Here is a 21,291-nt window from a genome sequence, read left to right as displayed (position 1 = left end):
CTTAGTCTTAAGGTCTCGGGAGCCAGCCGGTTCCCTCACCCAAAGGTTAATGCGATGACAACCCCAAATATGACCCTTATCTATGTCGATAACCCAGAAAAAAGCGCCATCTTCTACCGTCAGTTACTGGGGCAGGAGCCGGTGGAGCTTTCGCCCACTTTTGCGCTGTTTGTGTTGAGTAACGGCCTTAAATTGGCGATGTGGTCGAAGCATACCGTGCAGCCTGGCGCGACGGTGACCGGTGGCGGCGGAGAACTCGGTTTTCTGTGCGAATTGCCGCAGCAGGTGGATGCGCTTTATCAGCAGTGGCGCGATCGGGGGCTGAATATCATTCAGCCGCCGGTGACGCTGGACTTCGGTCATAGCTTCGTCGCCACCGATCCTGACGGCCACCGTCTGCGGGTTTACAGCCTCAGCGAGTAGGAGCGTCGGTATACAGGTGGAGCCGTTTGATCAGCAACCTCAACGGCTTAGCGTCCGGCTTATATTTATGTTTGACCGTCGCCGCGTCGTAATTGAGCAACTCGCCAATCTTCGGCACCTGGGCGCCATGTTCCACCTGGCATAGCGCAATCAGCGGCAGCGGGCAGGGGTGCTGCACCTGTTTTTGCTGCGGCTGATACCATACCCGGGCAATGGGTTGTACTTTCACTGGCCGCTTGATTTTCAGCGCCGCATGCTGGGGCAGGCGACTGACATCATCGATTTCACGGCTGACCAGTTCTGCCCACTGTTCACGGTTATGTGGCGGTACCGCTCGGCCGGCTTTCAGGCTCTTTTCCAGTTGCGCCAGAATATCGTCGCGCTTTACGTTCTTGATAATATGCTTGTTGGCCCAACCGAAACGAACCGAGTCCGGATCCGTCACAACGGTCAAACTACGGTAGGCGCTAAGAGTAATCAGGCCGTGCAGATGAGTATGAACGAAGTCAAAGCGTTGCTCCGGCGCCAGGCCGGAATCGACGGTAATAATCTGTTCCAGCTCGGCTTTCAGCCGGTTTATCAGGCCAATTTGCGTCTGGATCTGCAGGTATTCCGGCTGCTCTACCGCCAGGCAAATAACGCCGGGCAGGCGTACCGCCGCCTTGCTGCTGACGTTGTGTTTATTGTGATGGATAAATAACCGCTGATAATGCTCCAGCGCCAGGTCGCGAGCGGCCTGGCCGACATGCTGCTCGACGGCAATCTGTTCTACCGTCGCATGCTCTTTGCCTTTCTCGATTTCCGGTAGGCTGAACACCCTGCCGGCTAACAAACGTAACGGTAATACCTGCTGGTGGAGGGCTGTCAGCGCCTGTTCCAGTTGGTTAAAACAACCATTCATCCTGCCAATTAAATCGTATTTATCCATCTGGCACCTCTCATTTTAGTTACAACATACATTAAGGGGACGACAAACGGAAGGGCAGCATCGGCTAAGGTGAGGAATGAGACACCGAGTGGTCCAGGCTAACCAGAGGGGTTAAGGCCCCCTGCACCCGTGGGTACAGGGGAGGGAGGGTTAAACGCGAGCTGCTTCCGGCAGTTTTTTCAGGTAATGCACGACCAGCAGGGCGAGTAGCAACATGACGCTGATAAATGCTACGACGCCATTCCAACCGAAGCTGTGCCAGAAAACACCGCCGAGGGTCCCGGCGACGCTGGAACCAACGTAATAGCAGAATAAATACAGCGAGGATGCTTGTCCTTTGGCGCGGCGGGCGCGACGTCCGATCCAACTGCTGGCAACCGAATGGGCGGCAAAGAAACCGGCGGTGAACAGCATCATGCCGATAAAAATCACCGCGACCGGGGCCAGGGCAGTAATCAGTATCCCGATCAGCATAATCAGGGTCGAAGCCAATAACACTGGCCCGCGGCCGAAGCGGGACGTCATGGCACCGGCCTTCGGCGAACTGTATGAACCGGTCAGATAGACCACCGACAACAGGCCGACAATCGCCTGGCTCAGGTGGTAAGGATCAGCCAGCAGGCGGTAACCAATATAGTTGAACATGGTGACAAAGCTGCCCATCAGCAGAAAGCCTTCGGCAAACAGCAGCGGCAGGCCTTTATCGTGCCAGTGCAGACGGAAGTTGATCAGCAGGGTGCGTGGGTGCAACGAACTGGCACGAAAATGTTTTGAAGCGGGTAAAATACGCCAGAACATGCAGGCGGCGGCCAGAGCGAATAGCCCGATCACCGCCAGTGACACACGCCAGGAAAAGAAGTCGGTCAGCACACCGGTGACCAATCGGCCGCTCATGCCGCCGATGGAATTCCCGCTGATATACAGCCCCATGGAAAAAGCGACAAAACTGGGGTGGATCTCTTCGCTCAAATAGGTCATGCCAACGGCGGCGACTCCGCTCAGGGAAAGCCCGATCAGCGCACGCATTAGCAGAATGCCTTGCCAACTGGTCATAAAGGCGCAAATCAGGGTACAAATTGCCGCCAGCAGCAGCGCCACAACCATCACCGGTTTACGGCCGATGGCGTCAGACAGCGGGCCGGTAAACATCAGGCCCAGGGCCAGCAATCCGGTAGACACCGACAGCGACAGGCTGCTTTCCGCCGGGGATATGCCAAAGTCTTGCGACAAAACCGGCAGAATCGGTTGCACGCAATACAGCAAGGCGAAGGTAGCCAGTCCGGCGGAAAACAGCGCCAGGGTCACGCGCATAAACTGCGGCGTACCGCGCTCGATGTAGGGAAGTTTGTTAAGAGTGGAACGTTGGGTTTTTGGCGCAGCAGCCGCGTCGTCGTTAGCGGCCAGCGTCGACGGCATACCGGCCGCAGAACGCACAGGGGTTGTCACAGTCTTTCCTTACACAACACTTGATGAGTTAACAAAATGATAGGGAGAGGGCAGTTTTTTGTCTAATATATTAATAATTAAAATTAAGACGTTTAAAGTATGAATATTGAGTTGAGGCATCTGCGTTATTTTATCGCCGTGGCGGAAGAGTTGCATTTTGGCCGTGCAGCGGAGCGGCTGCGTATTTCACAACCGCCGCTCAGCCAACAAATCCAGGCGCTGGAGGAAATGGTTGGCGCTCGCCTTTTGGCGCGTAATAACCGCAATGTCAGCCTGACTCAGGCGGGGGAGATGTTCCTGAAAGAAGCCTATCAGGTGCTCGATCAGGTCAGTCGTGCGGCGGAAAAGGCAGCGCGATTGGAACGCGGCGAACTTGGCGAACTGACCATTGGTTTCACCTCTTCGGCACCCTTTATCAGCGTAGTGTCGCGCAGCCTGCGGGCTTTCCGTCAGCAACACCCGCAGGTGCACATCAAGATGCGAGAAGTGAACACCAAGCAGCAGATCGAACCCTTGCTCAATGGCGAGCTCGATCTGGGCGTGATGCGTAACACCCGCTTGCCGGACGTGTTGAAACATCAACTTCTGCTATGTGAGCCTCTGGTGGCGGTGGTGCCGGAAGGGCATCCGCTAACCCAGGTGGCTTCCGGTACCTTGCGTTTCCAGCATCTGGCGGAAGAACCCTTTGTGTTTTTCTCGCGTGAGGTGGGAACCGCGTTGCATGACGAAATTTTGTCGCTGCTGGCCAAGGCGGGGATCACGCCCTATATCACTCAGGAGGTTGGTGAGGCGATGACCATCATTGGCCTGGTGTCTTCTGGCCTGGGTATCTCTATACTTCCGGCGTCTTTCGCACGGGTCAAAATCGATGGAGTACAATATTTGCCGCTGGCGGAGCCGGAGGCGATGACTGAAGTGTGGCTGGTGCACCATCGTCAACGGCCGTTGACGGCGGCAGCAAAATCCTTGATGGCGTTACTGTTGCCCTGACGGAGCAACTGGGTAAATAAAACACAATCCGTAGCGAAAGCAGGGTGAATTTGTGCAGCAAATCACATAACGAATCAAATAGTTGACGCTGTATTCCAAAAGCCCCACCATAGCCGATAGTCTTTATTTAGAAGCGCGAAAAATAGTAGGAGCAGGTTTGTGATTGCTGTTGGGCAGCCTGGGCATATTGATCAAATCAAGCAAACAAATGCAGGGGCAGTTTATCGGTTAATCGATCAACTGGGCCCAATTTCGCGCATCGAACTGTCAAAGCGAGCACAGCTGGCGCCCGCCAGCATCACCAAAATCGTGCGGGAGCTGTTGGAAGCCCATCTGGTTAAAGAAACCGAATATCAGGAAGTAGGCAGCCGCGGCCGCCCGGCGGTGGGTCTGGTGCTGGACACCGAAGCCTGGCATTACCTTTCTGCCCGCATCAGCCGTGGCACCATCACGCTGGCGCTGCGTGATATCAGCAGCAAGCTGGTAGTTGAGGAAATCCTCCCCCTGGCCGCCGAACACCCCGATCCGCTGCTGAAACGCATTCTGACCGAAGTCGATCAGTTCTTTATCCGCCATCAAAGCAAGCTTGAGCGGTTGACGGCCATTGCCATTACTTTACCGGGGATGGTGGATGCGATTTCCGGCGTGGTGCATCGCATGCCGTTTTACGACGTGGAAGATATGCCCTTGGGGCCGGCGTTGGAAACGCGCACCGGTCTGCCGGTGTATCTGCAGCACGACATCAGCGCCTGGACCATGGCCGAAGCCTTATACGGCGCTTCACGCGGCAGTCAAAACGTCATTCAGGTGGTGATCGATCATAACGTCGGCGCCGGCGTCATCACCGGTGGTCGGGTGCTGCATGCCGGTAGCCGCAGTGTGGTAGAGATTGGTCATACCCAGGTCGACCCTTACGGCAAACGCTGTTACTGCGGCAACCACGGCTGCCTGGAAACCGTAGCCAGTATCGAGAATATGTTGGAAATCGCCCGCACGCGGCTCGGCACCTCGATGAGTTCCAGCCTGCACGGCATGCCGCTGACGGTCGAATCGCTGTGTGATGCAGCGCTGGCAGGCGACCAACTGGCCAAAGATATCATCCTTGGCGTGGGCCACAGCGTAGGCCGTATCCTGGCTATCATGGTCAACCTGTTCAATCCGGAAAAAATCCTGGTCGGCTCCCCGCTAAACCGCGCGGCGGAAATTCTGCACCCGGCCATTGCCTCCTGCATTCGTCAGCAATCTTTGCCGGCTTACAGCGAGCATATTAAGGTGGAGTCCACCCAGTTCTTCAACAAAGGCACCATGCCCGGTGCGGCTTTGGTGAAAGAAGCGTTATACAACGGTTCGCTATTGGTTCAGTTGCTGCAAGGCTAACACCAATCAGGAATACTTATCGTTTAACGCCAAAATGTTGCGCTACCTCAAGCCCGTGCCTGTCGGCATCCTCTAGACTTTTCCCCGTTCTACTCTTTCGCCGTAAACCCGGCGATATTTTGGTTAACGGTGTATCTCGGGGCAATTAAGTCATGTTAACGCGTTTATTTGTAACAGGAACGGATACCGATGTCGGTAAAACCGTGGTTTCTCGCGCTTTGTTGCAGGCCTTTGCCGCACAGGGCCGCTCAGTGGCCGGCTACAAGCCGGTTGCCGCACGCTGTCAGGAAACCAGTGAAGGCCTTCGCAATAAAGACGCTTTGGTTCTGCAGGCCTCTTCAACTCTGCCGCTGTCATATCAGGAAATTAATCCCATCACCTGTCTGGAAGAAGTGTTTCACGCGCAACCTACCGACGATATCAACTATGGTGTGATGAGCAGCGGACTGCAGCATCTATCCGCCAAGGCCGATACCGTGGTGGTCGAGGGCAGTGGCGGCTGGCGCGTGCTGATGAACGACATGCGGCCTTATGCCGAATGGGTGGTGCAGGAGCAACTGCCGGTAGTTTTAGTGGTGGGGATTAAATTGGGCTGTGTCAGCCATGCGTTGTTAACGGCTCAGTCGATCATTAATGACGGCTTACCTTTGCTGGGCTGGGTGGCTAACCGCATTAACCCGGGGCTGGCGCACTATGCCGAAACCATCGACGCGTTGCAGCAGCGCATTCCTGCGCCGTTGCTGGGTGAAATTCCTTATCTGCCGCGGGCTGAGCAGCGTGAATTGGCGCATTACCTGGATATCTCACCGCTGCTGAACCGCTAGGCGTTGTGATAGACCGACACCGAGCGCAAACCCCGTGAAACGGTAGTGGCGATCACGCAGGCCAGCAAAATGCCCGGCAGCAGGGTATATTCACCGGTCATTTCGAACACCATCAACGCAGCCATGATCGGCGCGTGGGTGGTTGCGGCCAGCAGCGTGGCCATACCGGTCAGCGCCATCAGCAGCGGCACCGCGCTGCCCAGTTCCGGCCAGGTGGCGCACAGTTGCCCAACCACCGAACCCAGAGCGGCCCCGACAAACAACGTTGGCGTGAATACGCCGCCGGGCGCTCCGGAACCGCTGCTGGCGAGCACCGCCAACAGTTTACAAATCAGAATGGCGCCAACCAGCAATACGCCGGGCGGCGCACTGAGCAGTGACTGCACCACGCTGTAGCCATTGCCCCACACCTCAGGAAACAGCAGCGAAAGCAACCCCACGATCAACCCGCCGAGCGCCAATTGCAAAGGGGGCTTCAGGCGCAGCGAACGGAAAGCATGGCCGGTGGCCTGCATCGCCCATAAAAATAGCGGGCCGCAAATGCCGGCCAATACGCCCAGTAGCGCCATCAGCAGATATTGCACCGGCCAGGGGGCGGGCAGAGGCTCAACCAGATACAGTGGCGCCTGGCCACCGTTAAGCAAGTTGGTCATCAACAGTGCGCAAACGGCGGCAATCACCACCGGGCCCAGCGAGGCCAGCATCAGCGTGCCAAACAGGATTTCCGCAATAAACAGGCTGCCTGCCAACGGGGCGTGGTAAGCGCTGGCCATCCCGGCAGCCGCGGCGCAGGCGACCCACAGTTTCCATTCTTTCTCGTGGGTGAAGCGTTGAGCAAACACGGAACCCACCAGCGCGGCCAGCAGGATCATCGCACCTTCGCGACCGATGGCGCTGCCGCTGGAGACCACCAGCAGCGAAGCCAGGCATTTCACCAGACTGGCACTGACGTCCAGCCGCCCGTCGCCGGTTTCGATCGCTTCCATATAATCGGTTGGCGCTATCTGTCGTTGATGTTGATAGCGTTGGTAAACCCACAGCAGCGTGCCCGCCGCCAGGCCGCCTAACGCCGGGGTCAGCGCCCTTCGCCAGGCCGGTAAAGCTGAGGCGGCAGCGACAAGGCTGCCGCTCTCATGGTCGAGCAACAGCCATTCCAGGCCCAGCATCGCACGGTGAAACAGCCAAACCACCAACGCGGCGGCGATACCAAGAAAGATGGCAATAAACAGGCGGCGCAGCAGGGCGCGATAGTGGTGCAGGTGGACCCATCGTTTCATGCGTCAGTAAAATCAGGAGAAAAATGAAAGGTTCAGCGGAGTATTGTGCTTGCCGTGTCAGCCGAAGGCCAGTGAATCTTTGCAGAATTGGCGGAGGGCTCATGGTTTAGCGGGGTGGCAGGGATTCACCCTGATTTTTGTGACGATGTCACTTGAAGTTCAAATGGTGCGTTTTTCGCCAGCGAAAACAGCTAACTAGACAGCGGTAACGGCAGCGACTCGTCGGGCTGATATAATGGGATGAAAATGAGAATCCAAGGTTTGTAATCACGCTATGACAAATAACGAAGCCCCAGCGCCACTCCCTCATCGTCCGTTGATCCTGATTGCCTGCATGTTGGCGATGTTTATGTCAGCCATTGAGGCGACGATTGTCGCCACGGCGATGCCCACAATTATCGGCGATCTGGGCGGGTTTTCTCTGCTGGGCTGGGTGTTTGCAGTGTATTTATTGGCGCAGGCCATTACCATTCCGATTTATGGCCGGCTGGCGGACTTCCTCGGGCGCAAGCGGGTATTTTTCTTTGGCGCCACGCTGTTTTTGCTGGGCTCGGTACTGTGTGGTTTCTCACCCAATATGTACTGGCTGATCGGTTTTCGGCTGCTGCAGGGCCTGGGGGCCGGGGCGATTATGCCGATAGCCACCACCATCATCGGGGATGTTTACAGCGCCACCGAACGGCCGAAGGTAATGGGTTATCTGTCCAGCGTCTGGGGTGTTTCGGCGATCGTTGGCCCGCTGCTGGGCGCGTTTATCGTCCAGCATCTGCCTTGGGCGTTGGTGTTCTGGGTTAATTTACCCATTGGCCTGTTGGCGATGTTTTTCCTTGGCCGCTATTTGCCTTCTCACCAACAGCTACGTAAGCATGCGTTGGATCTGGCGGGCACGGCTTGGCTGACGCTGTTTGTTTCGGCGCTGTTGTTGTCGCTGCTGCAGGCCGAAAACCTCGGGTGGTGGGTGCTGCCCCTGTTGGGCTTGGCGGCCGTTGCGCTGATGTTGTTGGTTCGACAGGAGCGCCGTGCGCCGGAGCCATTGTTCCCGCTGGCGCTGTGGCAAAGCCGGGTGATTGTGGCCGGCAATATTGGCGGTCTGGTGATTGGTGCGGCGATGATGGGGATCAGCGCTTTCCTGCCGACCTTTATTCAGGGCGTGATGGGCGGGACACCGCTGGAAGCCGGTACCACGCTGGCGCTGATGTCGATTGGCTGGCCGCTGGCCAGCACCTTCAGCGGACGGCTGATGCTGATGACGTCCTACCGTACGACGGCGCTGCTGGGCGCGCTGTTGCTGGTGGCCGGCGGGCTGATCTTATTGCTGATGCAACCGAGCGGCGGTTTGCTGTGGGGCAGAGTGGCCGCCTTTATGATCGGCGCCGGTATGGGGCTGTGCAACACCACGTTTTTGGTTTCGGTGCAGAACGCCGCGCACCACAGCATCCGTGGCATCGCCACTGCCTGCACGGTGTTTACCCGTATGATGGGCTCGGCGATCGGCACCGCGATTTTGGGGGCCACGCTGAACATTAACCTTCAGGTGCGTCTGCCGCAAACGACCGATCCGGTCCAACAGCTGATGGAGCCGGCTACGCGTGGCGCAATGGGGTCGGAAATGCTGGCAGAGATGACGCAGCAGGTTGCCGCCTCACTGCATTGGGTATTTTTGGTCTCCGCCATCATTTCACTGTTGGCATTGGCGGCTGCGATGTTGATCCCCGCCCGGCATCGGCCGCAGGGTGAGGGAGAAGAGGCGGAACAAGCCTAAAGGAAAGGGCGCTGATAGCGCCCTGGATCAGAATTACTGTGCGGTTTTGGTATCTTGACTGGTGCCGGTCTGGGCCGCGTCACCGCTGTCGTCGCCGTTGCTCAGGCGAGTATATACAATCTTTTGGGTGTCGTTCTCGCAGTGGCCAACCACCAGCCCGCCGGCCTGTTGGGCCTGATCGTTAGGCACGATATCCAGCTTGAAGCCGGATTCCGGCACGCCGTTGTTGATAATTTTCTGCGAAATGTCCGCCTTCACGCTCTCGCACGAGGCCAGGGCGGCCAGGGGGGCTGCGGCCATCAGCACTGCACCCAAGATAAGCGCTTTTTTCATCAATTCGTCCTTTTTGAGAATGGGCTTCCTTAGTCAGAATAGCAGCAACGGCGGCGGAGAGTAACGGCCGCCGCGTGCTGCCGCAAGATTAAGGATTAATCTGACGACCGGTCTGACGATCCAGACACTTGCGAGTATTGGGTTCCCAATATGCATTAACGTTCAGGCTGTCGTTGCAGCGGTCTTCGTTATCAATCGCCTTGTCTACCTTGTCGAACTCTTTCTCCACGCGGGTGTTGACCTTATGGCGCAGGGATTTGGTGTCGTTGAACTGTTCTTTGCTCTGACGAGCCGCTTCGGTACTCATGGCGCCGCTGTTACTGCCGTCGACGGTCACGCAGGTGCTGCCCTGAGTGCAACTGGCGGCCAGTGCCGGTGCCTGCCAGGCGCTCATCAGCATCAGCATGGCGACCGGCAGCATCCCGCGCAGCAGTCGTTGAGTAGAAAGTGTTTTCATCGTTTCATCCTTATGAGTTAGTGTTGCCTGATAGCGGCAGCACTGGCTTTAACGCGCCCTCGGGCGTGCTGATAAATATACCATCCTGCTCTTGGAGTGCACCAATTAAGCGCCGCATCGTTTACTTTACAGAGAGAAAGCTTTCCCCATGTTAAAGACCACCCTGTTATTTTTCGCCACTGCGCTGGCTGAGATCGTCGGCTGTTTCTTACCTTATCTGTGGTTGAAAAAGGGCGCCAGCGCCTGGCTGCTGCTGCCGGCGGCGGCCAGCCTGATGCTGTTTGTTTGGTTATTGACGCTGCATCCTGCAGCCAGCGGGCGCGTATATGCGGCGTATGGCGGAGTCTACGTTGCGACGGCACTGTTGTGGCTGCGGGTGGTTGATGGGGTGAAACTGTCGGCGTTGGACTGGCTGGGCGCCGGGGTGGCGCTGGCGGGGATGCTGATTATTGTTTCGGGCTGGCGAGCGGCCTGACAAGCGGCGGCAGGGGCTGGCCCTGCCGCATAAAATCACGCTTCGCGGTGGATATTCAATCCGGCAAAGGATTGGCTGACCGGCATGATCTCCAGCGAGTTGATGTTAACGTGGGGCGGCAGAGTCGCCACCCAGAACACCGACTCGGCAATATCTTCCGGCGTCAACGCATTGGCGCCGTCGTAGACCTTATCCACCTTGCCGTCATCGCCTTTGAAGCGCACGTTAGAGAATTCCGTGCCGCCCACCAGGCCTGGCTCAATGTCGGTTACGCGGATGCGGGTGCCGTGCAGGTCGGCGCGCAGGCCGAGGCTGAATTGCTTGACGAAGGCCTTGGTCGCGCCGTAGACGTTACCGCCGGCATAGGGCCAGTTGGCAGCAACGGAGCCGATATTGATCACATGGCCGACGTTGCGTTCAACCATTGCCGGCAGCAGGGCGCGGGTCATGTTCACCAGGCCTTTGGCATTGGTGTCGATCATGGTTTCCCAATCATCGGCGTTGGCCTTGTGCGCAGGCTCCAAACCTAACGCCAGGCCGGCGTTGTTCACCAGCACGTCAATCTGGCGCAGTGCCGCAGGCAGCTCATCAATCACCTGCTGAATTGCCGCGCGATTACGTACGTCCAGACGGACGATATGCAGCGCCTCGCCCAATTCGTCTTTCAACTCTTCCAGACGTTCAATACGGCGGCCGGAGGCGATCACCTGATGGCCTTCGCGGATAAAACGTCGTGTGATGGACTCACCAAACCCTGAGGTGGCGCCCGTGACAAAAATGATCATGCTACTGTTCCTCAACTGTTTTTAACCACATGCTAATAGCATTAGCATAATCCCGGTTTAAGTGGCAGTGGTTATCGGCGTCGACATAAAAAAACCGCCATCGCTGCTGCCAGACGGGCGGTTTTTTGGTCAGAGGGTTATGCAAGCCGGGCTGAAAGTGCCCGTTCTGCAATGCAGCTACAGCTGAGGCGGTACGTGGTACACCACGCAGTCATATTTGGTATTTTCGCGTCGGCCTGCCACTACGCCGCCCAGAGATTCGGCGATGCGTCGGCTGGGGGTGTTTTGTTCTGCCACCGGATAGATAAAGTGACGCGGCCGGTAGCGCTCGCTGGCCCACACCGCCATGGCATGAACGATTTCGCGGCCGTAGCCGTTACCGTGCAGGCTCTCTTTTACCCAGATACCCAGCTCCGGGGTGGTGTTGTGCAAGTCATGCAGGCCGCCCATGCCGACAAACTCTTTGCTGTCGCGCAGGCGAGCGACGAAAATCAGCTCCTCACCTTCGCGGATCAGCGGCAGCCAGGTTTGCCAAACGTTGGCGAAGGCCTCCGGCGACTCTTCAGGCTCAAAATTCATAAAGCGCGTCAGTGTAGGGGTAATCGCCTGGTAAACATCGTCGGCATCTGCTGCGGTAAAAGGGGCAATCAACAACCGGTCGGTGTTCACGCGGCACTGAGAAAGGTCACTGTGGATCATTATTATTACCTCGCTTTTCAGGCCAAAACGGCAAAAAATCCGCACCGGTGAAACGGGGCGGATCATCGATATTACGTTGATTGGCGACAGATGCGACTTATTTCTGCAATCGCTGAGGCGAGAGCGGCAAAGGTTCGGCCGTCGGTTTTCGCTGGCGTACCTCACTGCCGGCGTTCGGATCCAGGGTAAAGCTGTCAATCACCGCCAGCAGCGCGATAACGCCGATGACTACAAACGCCAGTTGGAAATCGACCAATGGAATGCGCGCTGTGGACTGCGGCATCAGCATTTCCGCCAGGCGCAGTGCCAACGCGCCGATGGCGATACCCAGCCCGCTGCCCATTTGCTGCGAGACATTAAACAACGTATTGGCGCCGTTCATTTGCGGCTGCGGCACTTCGGAAAATGCTAACGTGTTGAGCGCAGTGAACTGCATGGAGCGCGTCAGTCCACTGACGAACAGCAGCCCCAAAATCAGCCAGGTCGGCGTCTGCGGCGTCAACAACGCACAGGCGAAAATGGTAGCGGCATTGAGCAAACCGTTCACCACCAGCGTAGTACGGAAGCGAAAACGGTACAGCACCGCCGAGGTAAAGGGCTTCATCACCAGATTGCCGGCGAACACCGCCAGCACCAACAGCCCGGCATCGAAGGCGTTAAGGCCAAACCCAATCTGGAACAATAGCGGCAGCAAGAAGGGCACGGCGCCAATGGCGATGCGGAACAGCGTACCGCCCCAAATCGTGACGGCGTAACTTTTTATCCGCATCGCCCACAGGTTGATTAAAGGATGTGCCGCACGCTTGGCATGGCGAACCGCCAGTGCACCCAGTGCCAGGCTGCCAAAAATGCACAACGCGGGTACCAGCCAGGACAATTGCGGATGGTTGATCAGATCCAAACCGAACATCAGGCCGAAGCAGGCAATGCCGGTCAGCACGAAGCCGAGGGCGTCAAAGGGAACGCCTTTCTGCGGCGCTTCCTGAGGGATCAGTCGCCAGGCCAGCCACAGTGCGGCGATGCCCAGCGGCACGTTCAGAATAAAAATCCAGTGCCACGAGGCGTAAGTGGTAATAAATCCCCCGACCGGCGGGCCGAGGATCGGGGCCACCAGGCCCGGCCAGGTAATGGTGGCGATGGCTTTGATTAAATCGGGTTTGGCGGTATTGCGCAGCACCACCAGGCGCCCGACCGGCACCATCAACGCTCCGCCGAAGCCCTGCAGAATTCGGGCAGCAGTAAACGTCGGCAGGTTAACGCTGGCGGCACAGAGCACCGATGCCAGGGTAAAAATCAGCACTGCCGCCGCGAAGATATTGCGCGCGCCAAAGCGGTTGGCAATCCAGCCGCTGGCAGGAATAAATACCGTCAGCGTCAGAATATAGGCCGAAATACCGATGTTCATGTCCACCGGTCGCACGCCGAAAGCCGCCGCCATCTGCGGCATGGCGGTGACGATCACTGTCCCGTCGAGGTTTTCCATAAAAAAGGCACCCGCCACCAGCAGTGGCAGCGCAGTGGCGCGTGAAAAGAAACTCATGGCAAAGCACGCCGGACGAAGCGCGGACAGGATGCGGACATGACAGAAACCCCGTTTCAAAAATGTTAACGCCGGAAGAGTTTTTGAGGATAACGCATTGCGCCGAGGTTAAAAAGAGGTTGAGCGGGTGATAATTAGCGGGCGCAGCGCTTGCGCCCGCACAGGGAAATCAGAACTTCACTGAACCTTGCAAATACAGAGTTCGTGGCTGACCGATGTATAGCCCCTTGTTGTTATCGTCGTAAGCGCGGGTGAAATATTCATGGTTAAACAGGTTTTTAACCCCGAGGCCCAGATTCAGTCCGGCCATTTCCGGTCCAAAATCATAGGCGGCGCGCAGGCCCCACAGCATATAGCCAGGAATGCGGCCGGTACTGCCGTCGGCACTTTCCGCCACGGTGTTGGCATTGTCGGCGAACTGGCTGGACTGGAATTCACTGTTGAGGTTGAACGTCCAACTGCCCGGCGTGTAATCCAGCCCCAGCGTACCTTTATGCTTCGGTGAGAACGGCACCTGGTTGCCTTTGTAGGCGCCTTCCTCACGGATGGTGGCGTTGACATAGGCATAGCTGGCGTAAACCGTCACGTCGTCCAGTTTGGGAGTCAACTGCGACAGATCGTAACGCAGGTTGCCCTCCAGCCCGGCGTGTCGAGTTTTGCCACGTGCGGTGACGCTGTCGGTGACCTGGTTCGAATCGTACTGATTATTGAAGTTGATCAGGAACAGGCCAACTTCGCCTTGCAGCGCATCGCCTTCATAGCGGGTGCCCAGTTCCCAGGTTCGCGCTTTTTCCGGTTCGATATTGCCGCTGTCGACCGCTTTACCCATCTGGCTGTATTGCACCGTGCCGAACGAGCCTTCGGTATTGGCGTACAGGTTCCAATATTCGTTCAGATGATACATGACATTCAGCGCCGGCAGCGGGGCGTTGTAGCTGACGTCGAGGCGATTATTCTTGATGTAGTTATTCTGATAGGAAGAGATATGCTCATAGCGCATGCCCGGCGTGATGGTCCAATCGCCGATATCTATGCGGTCATCAATGTAAAAGGCGTGGGCGTCAGTGCCGGACTGAGTATCGCGATCGTAAGGGCTGCTGGTTGAAGGTAATACGCCGCTGCTGGCCTTGCTGTAGTAGCGTAGCTCATGGGTCGATTCGCTGACGTAGCGATAACCTACGCCGACTTCATGCGCCGACTGGCCCCAGCGGAAGCTTTGGCTGTAACGTGGCTCCACGCCGCGTACCCAATATTCGCGCGGCGAAAGCGTCAGGTTCTTGCCCTGATCGAGATAGCCGCTGCGCAGGGTATAGGTATAGAAACTCTGCACGTCGAATTTGTGTTGCTGATCCGGCTGATATTGATAGCCGAAGTTGGCCAACTGGCGACGGCCCCAGAATTTGTCATAAGGACGCGTAGACTGGAATGGATTGGCGTTGTAATCCGCCCGGCTTAATCCACCCGGCATATCGGCCTGGCCTTCGTAATATTGCAATAAGCTATTAAAGGTGTGCACCTCGTTTGGCGCATAGCGGCTTTTCAACATCACGTCGTCGATTTTGGTCGAACTGTGTTCGCGCCAGTCGCTGCCGCGGGTGCCGGAATAAAGCAACGCGCTGCCAAAGCCGTTGTCGGCGGTACCACCGATCATCAGGTTGCCGGTGCCTTTGGGGTGATCCTGACGGGAGGTCGGGCTAAGTTGGCCCTGCATGCCGGCTTCCATGCCGAAGGTTTTCGGGATGGCCTTGGTGACAAAGTTCACTACGCCACCGACGCTTTGCGGTCCGTAACGTACGGCACCGCCGCCGCGGACCACGTCTACCGCATCCATATTGCCGAGGGATACCGGCGCCAGCGACAGCTGCGGCTGGCCATAAGGGGCAAAGGGCACCGGAATGCCGTCCATCAGCACCGTCGAACGGCTGGCCAGGCGCGGGTTCAAACCACGAATGCCGAAATTGAGTGCCATATCGTGGCTGCCGGTGCCGTTATTTTCCGGAGCAACCACGCCCGGCACGCGATTCAGCGCTTCTCGCAAGGTGGTGGCGCCGGTTTTGGCAAACTCTTCTCGGCGCACCACGTCACGCGCGCCGGCGTGTTCGAATACGTCAATCTGACGGCCTTCAGCCAGCCAGTCACCGACCACGGTGATGTCTTGTTCTTGCTGCACCGTCGGCTGTTTGACCAGCGTAAAGCCATTAGCCCCCAACGCCTTGGCCTGCAAGCCGCTGCCTGCCAGCAGTGCGTTCAGCCCCTGATTAACGTCGTAGTTGCCTTTCAACCCTGGTGAACGCTTGCCGGCGGTCAAACTTCCGTCAACGGACAGCGCAATGCCGGCATGGGCGGCAAAGGCATTTAACGCGCCATCCAGATCGCCTGCGGGGATCTGATAAGCGGTAGCGGCAACCGGTGCTGTCTGCGCTGCCAGCAAGGGTGAAGCGAATGCCAGACCCACGGCGACCGCCAGTGGTTGAAGCGGTTTTCCCCAAAAATTGTTCATACCTTCTCCTGATTATTCTATTTTTTGCTGCAGTGTTTTAACTGGAGTCGGATGAAAACGAAAAAGGGACAATCAAGAATGAGATTTTTTATCATTTTCATTTAAATAAATCAGGCGGGGACCACTTTTAACCAATAACGGGTAAAGCTTTGCAGCCGGATCGGCAGCGTTTGGCTGAGCAGCAGGAGTGCGCGATCGGGCTCCCTCAGGGGGAAACTGCCGCTCACGCGTAGGCCGGCAATGGCAGGATCGCAATCCAAACGGCCGTGACGGTAACGCGCCAGTTCGGCAAGCACCTGATCCAGCCGCCATTGACTGACGCTCAGCACGCCGCGGGTCCAGCTGTCGCCGTTGCCGGCTGCCTGTTGTTGGCCGAATGCCGCAGCGCTAAAGCTGATTTGTTCCCCGGCGTTAACCCGTCGTTTTTCCTGTGGGAACTGTGCCAGTTGGGCTTCCACGGCGTGTTCAAGCACCGTCAGTTGCGTTTGATCGTCGTTTTCTCGCACCAGGAAATGGGTGCCGAGTGCGCGCATGGCACCTTGCCGGCTTTCGACCCAAAACGGCCGGTCGTCGCGGCCGGTAATCAAACTGATTTCTCCGCTGTGCAGCAGGATCAGCCGTTTTTCAGCGCTGTAGCGAACATCGACAGCGCTGGCGGTATTGAGTACCAACTGGCTGCCGTCGCTGAGGACGATGGGTTTAATTTCACCGGTAGCGGTGCGGTAGTCGGCGCGCAGCTCGCGGCCCAACGGGGACTGAAAGCCCAACCAACTGCCACCGACGCCCAGCAACAGCAACAGACTTTTCAGCAGGGTGCGGCGATCCAGCGTGGACTGGCGGCCGGCCTGGTCGAGCGTGCGATAGCTGAATTTTCCAGGTACGCCCTGCAACTGACTTTGCAGTGCTTCAACGCGTTGCCAGGCCCAGCGGTGATCTTCGTTTTGTTGGTGCCAGGCCTGCCACTGTTGCCGTTGGTGCTCGGTGACGTTTTCGTCGCATAACAGGGCAAACCATTGGGCGGCCATTTTCAGCGCCTGGCGCTGCTCGGGGGTGAGGGTGTGGCTCATTACGGGTATTCTGTTTCCAGGCTGAACAGCAGGCAGTGCTCGGCGGCTTTGGCCATGTATTTTTTTACTGAACTGACCGAAACGCCGAGGCGTTGTGCAATCTCGGCATAGCCCAGTCCTTCGAGCTGCGACAGCAAAAAGGCCTGTTTGATCTTCGGCCCCAGCCCGTCGAGCATGCTGTCGATGTGTTGCAGACTGTCAAGCAGGCTGTGGCGCTGTTCGGGTGAGGGCGCCAGCGCCTCCGGCATCAGCGCCAGCATATCCAGATAAGCGCGCTCCAGCGTTTTGCGGCGGAAGAAATCGACCATCACCCGCTTGGCGAGGGTGACCAAAAAATCTTTGGGTTCGCGAATAGCGGCGGCGGAGTCGTTTTTCAGGACCCGCATGAAGGTGTCCTGTGCCAGGTCGTCGGCGTCAAAAGCGCAACCGAGTCGACGTTGCAGCCAGCCCCGCAGCCAACCGTGATGGGTTGCGTAGAGGCGTGTAAGCGCATCTGAGGAAGTAGGGGCTGTGGCTGACATGGGTTCCGCGCTGCCGGTCAAAAAAGATGCGCGGATGATAATTGAGAATGGTTATCGTTTCAAGTTTGACGCCATCCCTGGCCACGCGAACTTTCAACTTTCACTCAAGCGCAGTCCCGTCGCGGCATCGAACAGGTGGATCGCATCACGGTTGGGCGCTAACCACAGCGGCTGGTCGCTTTGTGCGTTAATTCGTCCGTTGAACTGTACGTGCAGCCGATAACCGCCCCAGTTGATATGCAGCAGGCTGACATCGCCGGTGATCTCCATCAGTCGCAGTTGGGCGGCAGGTTGCTCGCTGGTGTCGACCAGGTGGAAGTCATGGGGACGCAGCCCGAGGATCACCTTGCTGCCTGCCACAACATGCTGCCATTTTGCGGGCAATGGCAGCCAGAGTTCGTCACAGGTGACGCCAGGCCGGTCGTTGCGCGGCGTGACGACGCCGTCCAACAGGTTCATTGGCGGTGAGCCGATAAAGCGCGCCACAAAGGTATCAGCGGGGGCGTCGTAGATCTCCAACGGTTTGCCTTGCTGCACGATATTGCCGTCTTTCATCACCACGATTTGGTCCGCCAGCGTCATGGCTTCAATCTGATCGTGGGTGACATACACCGTGGTGGTTTTGAACTGCTGATGCAGGGCCTTGATCTCGGCACGCAACTCCATACGCAGTTGGGCATCGAGATTGGACAGCGGTTCGTCGAATAAAAATACTTTGGGATTACGCACCATGGCGCGGCCCATCGCTACCCGCTGCCGTTGGCCGCCGGAGAGTTCTTTTGGATAGCGCTGTAAAAGATGATCGATCGCCAAAATGCGCGCTGCTTGCTGAACCTTGGCCTGCTGCTCGGCCTTGGCTACCTTCATCACCTGCATGTGAAAAGCCATGTTTTCCGCCACCGTCAGGTGCGGATAGAGCGCATAGCTCTGGAACACCATGGCGATGTCGCGGTCGGCAGGATCCAGATCGTTGATCTTCTTTTTATCCAGCAGGATCGTGCCTTCCGTCAGGCTGTCCAGCCCGGCCAACAGGCGCAGCAGCGTGGACTTGCCGCAGCCTGACGGGCCGACCAGCACGGTAAAACTGCCGTCGGGGATCACCAGATCCAAGGGGTTCAATACCCGCTGTTTGCCGTAGTATTTGGCCACTTTTACCAGTTCTACACTTGCCATCAGACCATTTCTCCGGCGCAGGTTTTCAGGGTATTCCAGTCCAGATACTGGCGCGGTGAGCTGCTGATAGCGTGGCTGGCAGCACGAATACCCCAGCGCAGCGCCACTGCTGACGAGTGGCCATGAAGGCTGGCGGTCAGGAAACCGGCGTTGAAACTGTCGCCGGCGCCAATAGTGTCGACCACCTTGATCGGATGTGCCGCCGCCTGCAATAACCGTTCGCCGCACCACATGCGCGCACCATCCGGGCCACATTTCACCACGCAGGCGGCGTCGGCAGGCTGTTGACGATTCAGGGTGCGAGCGGCGGTGTACAGATCCTCACTGCCCGCCATGCCGCAGGTTTCCACTTCATTGAGCAGCAAAACATCACAGAATGGCAACCAGTCGGCGATTTGTGTGCGTAACGGTTCGCTCCAGCCCTGTGGGGGCCAACCGGTATCAACCGCAATGCGATAGCCGCGCTGGCGCAGGGTCTTCAGCAACGCCGGGTAGTCCGCCAACAAGGTGGTGCACAGGAAGGTGCCGCACAACAAAACGGTGTCGCCGCTGCCGGCCAATACAGGGATCTGATGCAGCACATCGTCCTGGCTGAGGCGGGTAATATGCCCCTGATTGCTAAAAAACGTGCGTTCATTGTCGGGGTGGGTGACGCCGAAAGTCAGCGAAGTTTCGCAGCTGTAGATCGGCCAATACGGCGAACTGTCCGGAAACAGCTGCGCCAGCCAGGGGCTGAAATAGTCATTGCCCTGATTGGCCACCAGCCGGTAAGGGGTTTCCAGCGCTGCCAGCGCCAGTGCGCAGTTGCCTGCTGAACCGCCGGGGCGCAGTTCACTGTGTTCGAGCATCGCTTCAGTTCCTTTCTGTGGCCATTGCTGCAAGGTGCTCATGATCACATCGACGTTGATATTGCCCACCACGTACAGCGTGGGTTTGGTGTTGGTCTTCATCATGTCTATTTTCCCTGAATAAATTAGCCCTTGCTGCCGCCGCTGGTTAAGCCGCTAACCAGGGTTTTTTGCAGCCAGAGGGCAATGAACAGCGGTGGAATGGCAGCCAGAATGCCGACGGCGGCGATCAGCCCGTCATCGGTGGCCCGCCCGGCGGTGAAACCGGCTATGGTCACCGGCAAGGTCTGCGCCTGAATATTGCTGGTAAACAGCAGCGCGTAGAAAAATTCGTCCCAGGCCAGCAACCAGCCGAACAGCGCCGAGGCACCCAATGCCGGTTTGGCCAGCGGCAGGGTAATGCGCAACAGCACTTGCCACTGGCGTAACCCGTCCAGCCGGGCGGCCTGCTCGATGTCGATCGGCAGGGCATCAAACTGGTTTTTCAGCATCCAGGTAAGAAACGGCAGGATCAGCGAGCAGTAGACCAGCACCAGACCGATATGGGTGTTCAACAGCGCCAACTGTTGCAGGATAAAGTACAGCGGCAGCACGAAAGCCACCGGCGGCACCATGTAGATCGCCAGGCTGGCAAACAGCCAGCCGTCGCGGCCGGGGTAGCGGGAAAAGCTGAACGCCGCAGGAATGGCCAGCAATAATGAAATCAGCGTCGCGCCGCAGGCAACCAGCAGGCTGTTGAACAACGCATGCAGAAACAACGCACCGGGTTGGCCGGGTTGCAACGACAGCAGGCTGACGTAACGCGAAAAATCCCAGTAACGCGGCAGCCATTCCAGCGGCACGCGGGTCAGATCGGCCGAAGAGCTGACGCTCATCAGAAACAGCCATAGCATCGGTGCGAGGATCGACACTGCCAGCAGCAGCGCGGCGCCGTAGCGCAAGAGCAGGCGGAGTTTAGGCTTCATCGGCGAGGCTCCTTCTGCGCTGGCGGAACAGCATCAGCATGTACAGTGCAATCAGCACGCCGCACAACAAGGTCATCAGCACGGCGTAGGCGGCACCGCTGCCGGCGCGCAGATAGCTGAACGATTCCTGATAGACAAAGAAACTCAGGGTTTTGGTGCTGTCCATTGGCCCGCCGCGCGTCATCACGTAAATGATGTCGAACACTTTGAACGCGTCGATGGTACGCAGTACCAACGCCACGGCCAGCGGCGCCAGAATGGCGGGGAGGGTAATGGCGCGGAATCGTCGCCAGGCAGAGGCGCCGTCCAGCCGAGCCGCCTCGTACAAATCGTCCGGGATGGTTTGCAATGCCGCCAGCGTCAGCAGGGTGATCAGCGGATAGTTCTTCCAAATGTCCGCCAGCATTACCGCGTTGAGTGCCGAAGCCGGGTCTCCCAGCCAACTGCGATAGTGGTCGATCACGCCGAGTTGAGTCAGCAGCGCGTTGATGCTGCCGTAATCCGGGTTGAAATTCAGTCGCCACATCGTGGCATTGACGATGGTCGGTAGCGCCCAGGGTAAAATCACCAACACCCGCAGCAGATTGCGACCGTGGAATTTTTGATTGAGCAACAGCGCCACCAGCACGCCAATCACCCCTCCAAACGCCACCGAAACCAGGGTGAAATACAACGTACGCCCCAGAGCCGCCTGAAAGTCCGGGTCGGTCAGAGCATAAAGAAAGTTATCCGCACCGACCCAGGCCGGCGCAACGCCGTCGCCGACCAGCGCCGCATCGGTAAAACTCAGCCACAGGGTACGACCCAGCGGCCAGGCGGTAAGCAGCAGCATCATCAGCAGCATGGGTGCCAGCAGCACCCATGCCTGACGACGCTCACGTTGGGGCAAAGTGAGCATCGT

21 protein-coding genes are annotated in these 21,291 nt (G+C 57.7%); 6 read left to right on the top strand and 15 right to left on the bottom strand.

The genetic code is table 11. The features are described from left to right. Nucleotides 1-54 precede the first annotated feature (54 nt). Nucleotides 55-423 (top strand): VOC family protein, encoded by a 369-nt coding sequence (locus tag AC1RKC_RS02240; RefSeq protein ID WP_493092170.1) that lies wholly within the window; start codon nt 55-57, stop codon nt 421-423. Here the strand turns inward: AC1RKC_RS02240 and tus are convergent. Together tus and AC1RKC_RS02230 are read right to left on the bottom strand one after the other, a co-directional pair. Continuing rightward, a complete protein-coding gene (tus, locus tag AC1RKC_RS02235) occupies nt 413-1,351 on the bottom strand; it encodes a DNA replication terminus site-binding protein (protein ID WP_128864958.1) in 939 nt (312 codons plus the stop codon). The genes AC1RKC_RS02240 and tus overlap by 11 nt on opposite strands. 150 nt (nt 1,352-1,501) lie before the next feature. After that, nucleotides 1,502-2,767 carry an MFS transporter gene (locus AC1RKC_RS02230; RefSeq protein ID WP_493092262.1) on the bottom strand — a complete coding sequence of 422 codons (1,266 nt, stop codon included), beginning with the start codon at nt 2,765-2,767 and terminating at the stop codon, nt 1,502-1,504. A gap of 129 nt (nt 2,768-2,896) precedes the next feature. On the opposite strand from AC1RKC_RS02230, the gene AC1RKC_RS02225 reads away from it, so the two are divergent. The 3 genes from AC1RKC_RS02225 to bioD all read left to right on the top strand — a co-directional run bounded on the left by AC1RKC_RS02225 (nt 2,897) and on the right by bioD (nt 5,988). Next, nucleotides 2,897-3,787, top strand: coding sequence for a LysR family transcriptional regulator (locus tag AC1RKC_RS02225; protein WP_046373645.1), 891 nt, complete (start codon nt 2,897-2,899; stop codon nt 3,785-3,787). Between the two features lie 159 nt (nt 3,788-3,946). Then, on the top strand, nt 3,947-5,164 hold the full coding sequence (gene mlc, locus AC1RKC_RS02220; RefSeq protein WP_020826757.1) for a sugar metabolism global transcriptional regulator Mlc: 1,218 nt from the start codon (nt 3,947-3,949) through the stop codon (nt 5,162-5,164). Between the two features lie 152 nt (nt 5,165-5,316). Beyond that, a complete protein-coding gene (gene bioD, locus AC1RKC_RS02215) occupies nt 5,317-5,988 on the top strand; it encodes a dethiobiotin synthase (RefSeq protein ID WP_020826758.1) in 672 nt (223 codons plus the stop codon). On the opposite strand, the gene clcB is transcribed toward bioD, so the two are convergent. After that, the gene (clcB, locus tag AC1RKC_RS02210) at nt 5,985-7,265 is read right to left on the bottom strand and encodes a voltage-gated ClC-type chloride channel ClcB (RefSeq protein WP_046373643.1); all 1,281 of its coding nucleotides are present in this window, start codon (nt 7,263-7,265) and stop codon (nt 5,985-5,987) included. The two genes, bioD and clcB, sit on opposite strands and share 4 nt — an antisense overlap. 274 nt (nt 7,266-7,539) lie before the next feature. Between clcB and AC1RKC_RS02205 the strand changes: the two genes are divergently transcribed. Then, nucleotides 7,540-9,027 (top strand): MDR family MFS transporter, encoded by a 1,488-nt coding sequence (locus AC1RKC_RS02205; RefSeq protein ID WP_116690545.1) that lies wholly within the window; start codon nt 7,540-7,542, stop codon nt 9,025-9,027. A 33-nt stretch (nt 9,028-9,060) separates the two neighbouring features. On the opposite strand, the gene AC1RKC_RS02200 is transcribed toward AC1RKC_RS02205, so the two are convergent. Then, entirely contained in the window at nt 9,061-9,360 is a 300-nt protein-coding gene (locus AC1RKC_RS02200; RefSeq protein ID WP_020826761.1) for a DUF1161 domain-containing protein, read from the bottom strand. A gap of 88 nt (nt 9,361-9,448) precedes the next feature. Beyond that, nucleotides 9,449-9,817 (bottom strand): DUF1283 family protein, encoded by a 369-nt coding sequence (locus tag AC1RKC_RS02195; protein WP_261107532.1) that lies wholly within the window; start codon nt 9,815-9,817, stop codon nt 9,449-9,451. A gap of 148 nt (nt 9,818-9,965) precedes the next feature. On the opposite strand from AC1RKC_RS02195, the gene AC1RKC_RS02190 reads away from it, so the two are divergent. After that, the gene (locus tag AC1RKC_RS02190; protein ID WP_020826763.1) at nt 9,966-10,292 is read left to right on the top strand and encodes a YnfA family protein; all 327 of its coding nucleotides are present in this window, start codon (nt 9,966-9,968) and stop codon (nt 10,290-10,292) included. Between the two features lie 35 nt (nt 10,293-10,327). Here the strand turns inward: AC1RKC_RS02190 and ydfG are convergent, their stop codons facing one another. The 10 genes from ydfG to AC1RKC_RS02140 all read right to left on the bottom strand — a co-directional run bounded on the left by ydfG (nt 10,328) and on the right by AC1RKC_RS02140 (nt 21,288). Next, nucleotides 10,328-11,077, bottom strand: a complete 750-nt coding sequence (gene ydfG, locus AC1RKC_RS02185) for a bifunctional NADP-dependent 3-hydroxy acid dehydrogenase/3-hydroxypropionate dehydrogenase YdfG (protein ID WP_115058896.1) — start codon at nt 11,075-11,077, stop codon at nt 10,328-10,330. 177 nt (nt 11,078-11,254) lie between these two features. Next, complete coding sequence (locus AC1RKC_RS02180) at nt 11,255-11,776, bottom strand: GNAT family N-acetyltransferase (protein WP_041414537.1); 522 nt, start codon at nt 11,774-11,776, stop codon at nt 11,255-11,257. A gap of 97 nt (nt 11,777-11,873) precedes the next feature. Next, nucleotides 11,874-13,316: an MFS transporter gene (locus AC1RKC_RS02175; RefSeq protein ID WP_046373640.1), complete on the bottom strand. Its 1,443-nt coding sequence runs from the start codon at nt 13,314-13,316 to the stop codon at nt 11,874-11,876. A gap of 169 nt (nt 13,317-13,485) precedes the next feature. Further along, nucleotides 13,486-15,816 (bottom strand): TonB-dependent Fe(3+) dicitrate receptor FecA, encoded by a 2,331-nt coding sequence (gene fecA / locus AC1RKC_RS02170; RefSeq protein WP_493092171.1) that lies wholly within the window; start codon nt 15,814-15,816, stop codon nt 13,486-13,488. Between the two features lie 110 nt (nt 15,817-15,926). Further along, nucleotides 15,927-16,883 carry a ferric citrate uptake sigma factor regulator FecR gene (gene fecR / locus AC1RKC_RS02165; RefSeq protein ID WP_261460582.1) on the bottom strand — a complete coding sequence of 319 codons (957 nt, stop codon included), beginning with the start codon at nt 16,881-16,883 and terminating at the stop codon, nt 15,927-15,929. After that, nucleotides 16,883-17,404 (bottom strand): ferric citrate uptake sigma factor FecI, encoded by a 522-nt coding sequence (gene fecI / locus AC1RKC_RS02160; RefSeq protein WP_046373637.1) that lies wholly within the window; start codon nt 17,402-17,404, stop codon nt 16,883-16,885. Before fecI ends, fecR begins: the two co-directional genes overlap by 1 nt. A gap of 93 nt (nt 17,405-17,497) precedes the next feature. Beyond that, nucleotides 17,498-18,577 carry an ABC transporter ATP-binding protein gene (locus AC1RKC_RS02155; RefSeq protein ID WP_129940547.1) on the bottom strand — a complete coding sequence of 360 codons (1,080 nt, stop codon included), beginning with the start codon at nt 18,575-18,577 and terminating at the stop codon, nt 17,498-17,500. Continuing rightward, nucleotides 18,577-19,530, bottom strand: coding sequence for a carbohydrate kinase family protein (locus AC1RKC_RS02150; RefSeq protein WP_493092172.1), 954 nt, complete (start codon nt 19,528-19,530; stop codon nt 18,577-18,579). The genes AC1RKC_RS02155 and AC1RKC_RS02150 overlap by 1 nt, the downstream gene beginning before the upstream one ends. Nucleotides 19,531-19,550: 20 nt before the next feature. Beyond that, nucleotides 19,551-20,390 carry a carbohydrate ABC transporter permease gene (locus tag AC1RKC_RS02145; RefSeq protein WP_261138190.1) on the bottom strand — a complete coding sequence of 280 codons (840 nt, stop codon included), beginning with the start codon at nt 20,388-20,390 and terminating at the stop codon, nt 19,551-19,553. Next, on the bottom strand, nt 20,380-21,288 hold the full coding sequence (locus AC1RKC_RS02140) for a carbohydrate ABC transporter permease (RefSeq protein WP_493092263.1): 909 nt from the start codon (nt 21,286-21,288) through the stop codon (nt 20,380-20,382). The genes AC1RKC_RS02145 and AC1RKC_RS02140 overlap by 11 nt, the downstream gene beginning before the upstream one ends. Nucleotides 21,289-21,291: the final 3 nt, after the last annotated feature.

It is taken from the genome of Serratia sp. GW822-FHT06E05 (assembly GCF_058799445.1).
The sequence above is the reverse complement of the archived record's forward strand: the minus strand, read 5'-3'. Positions and strand labels throughout refer to the sequence as shown.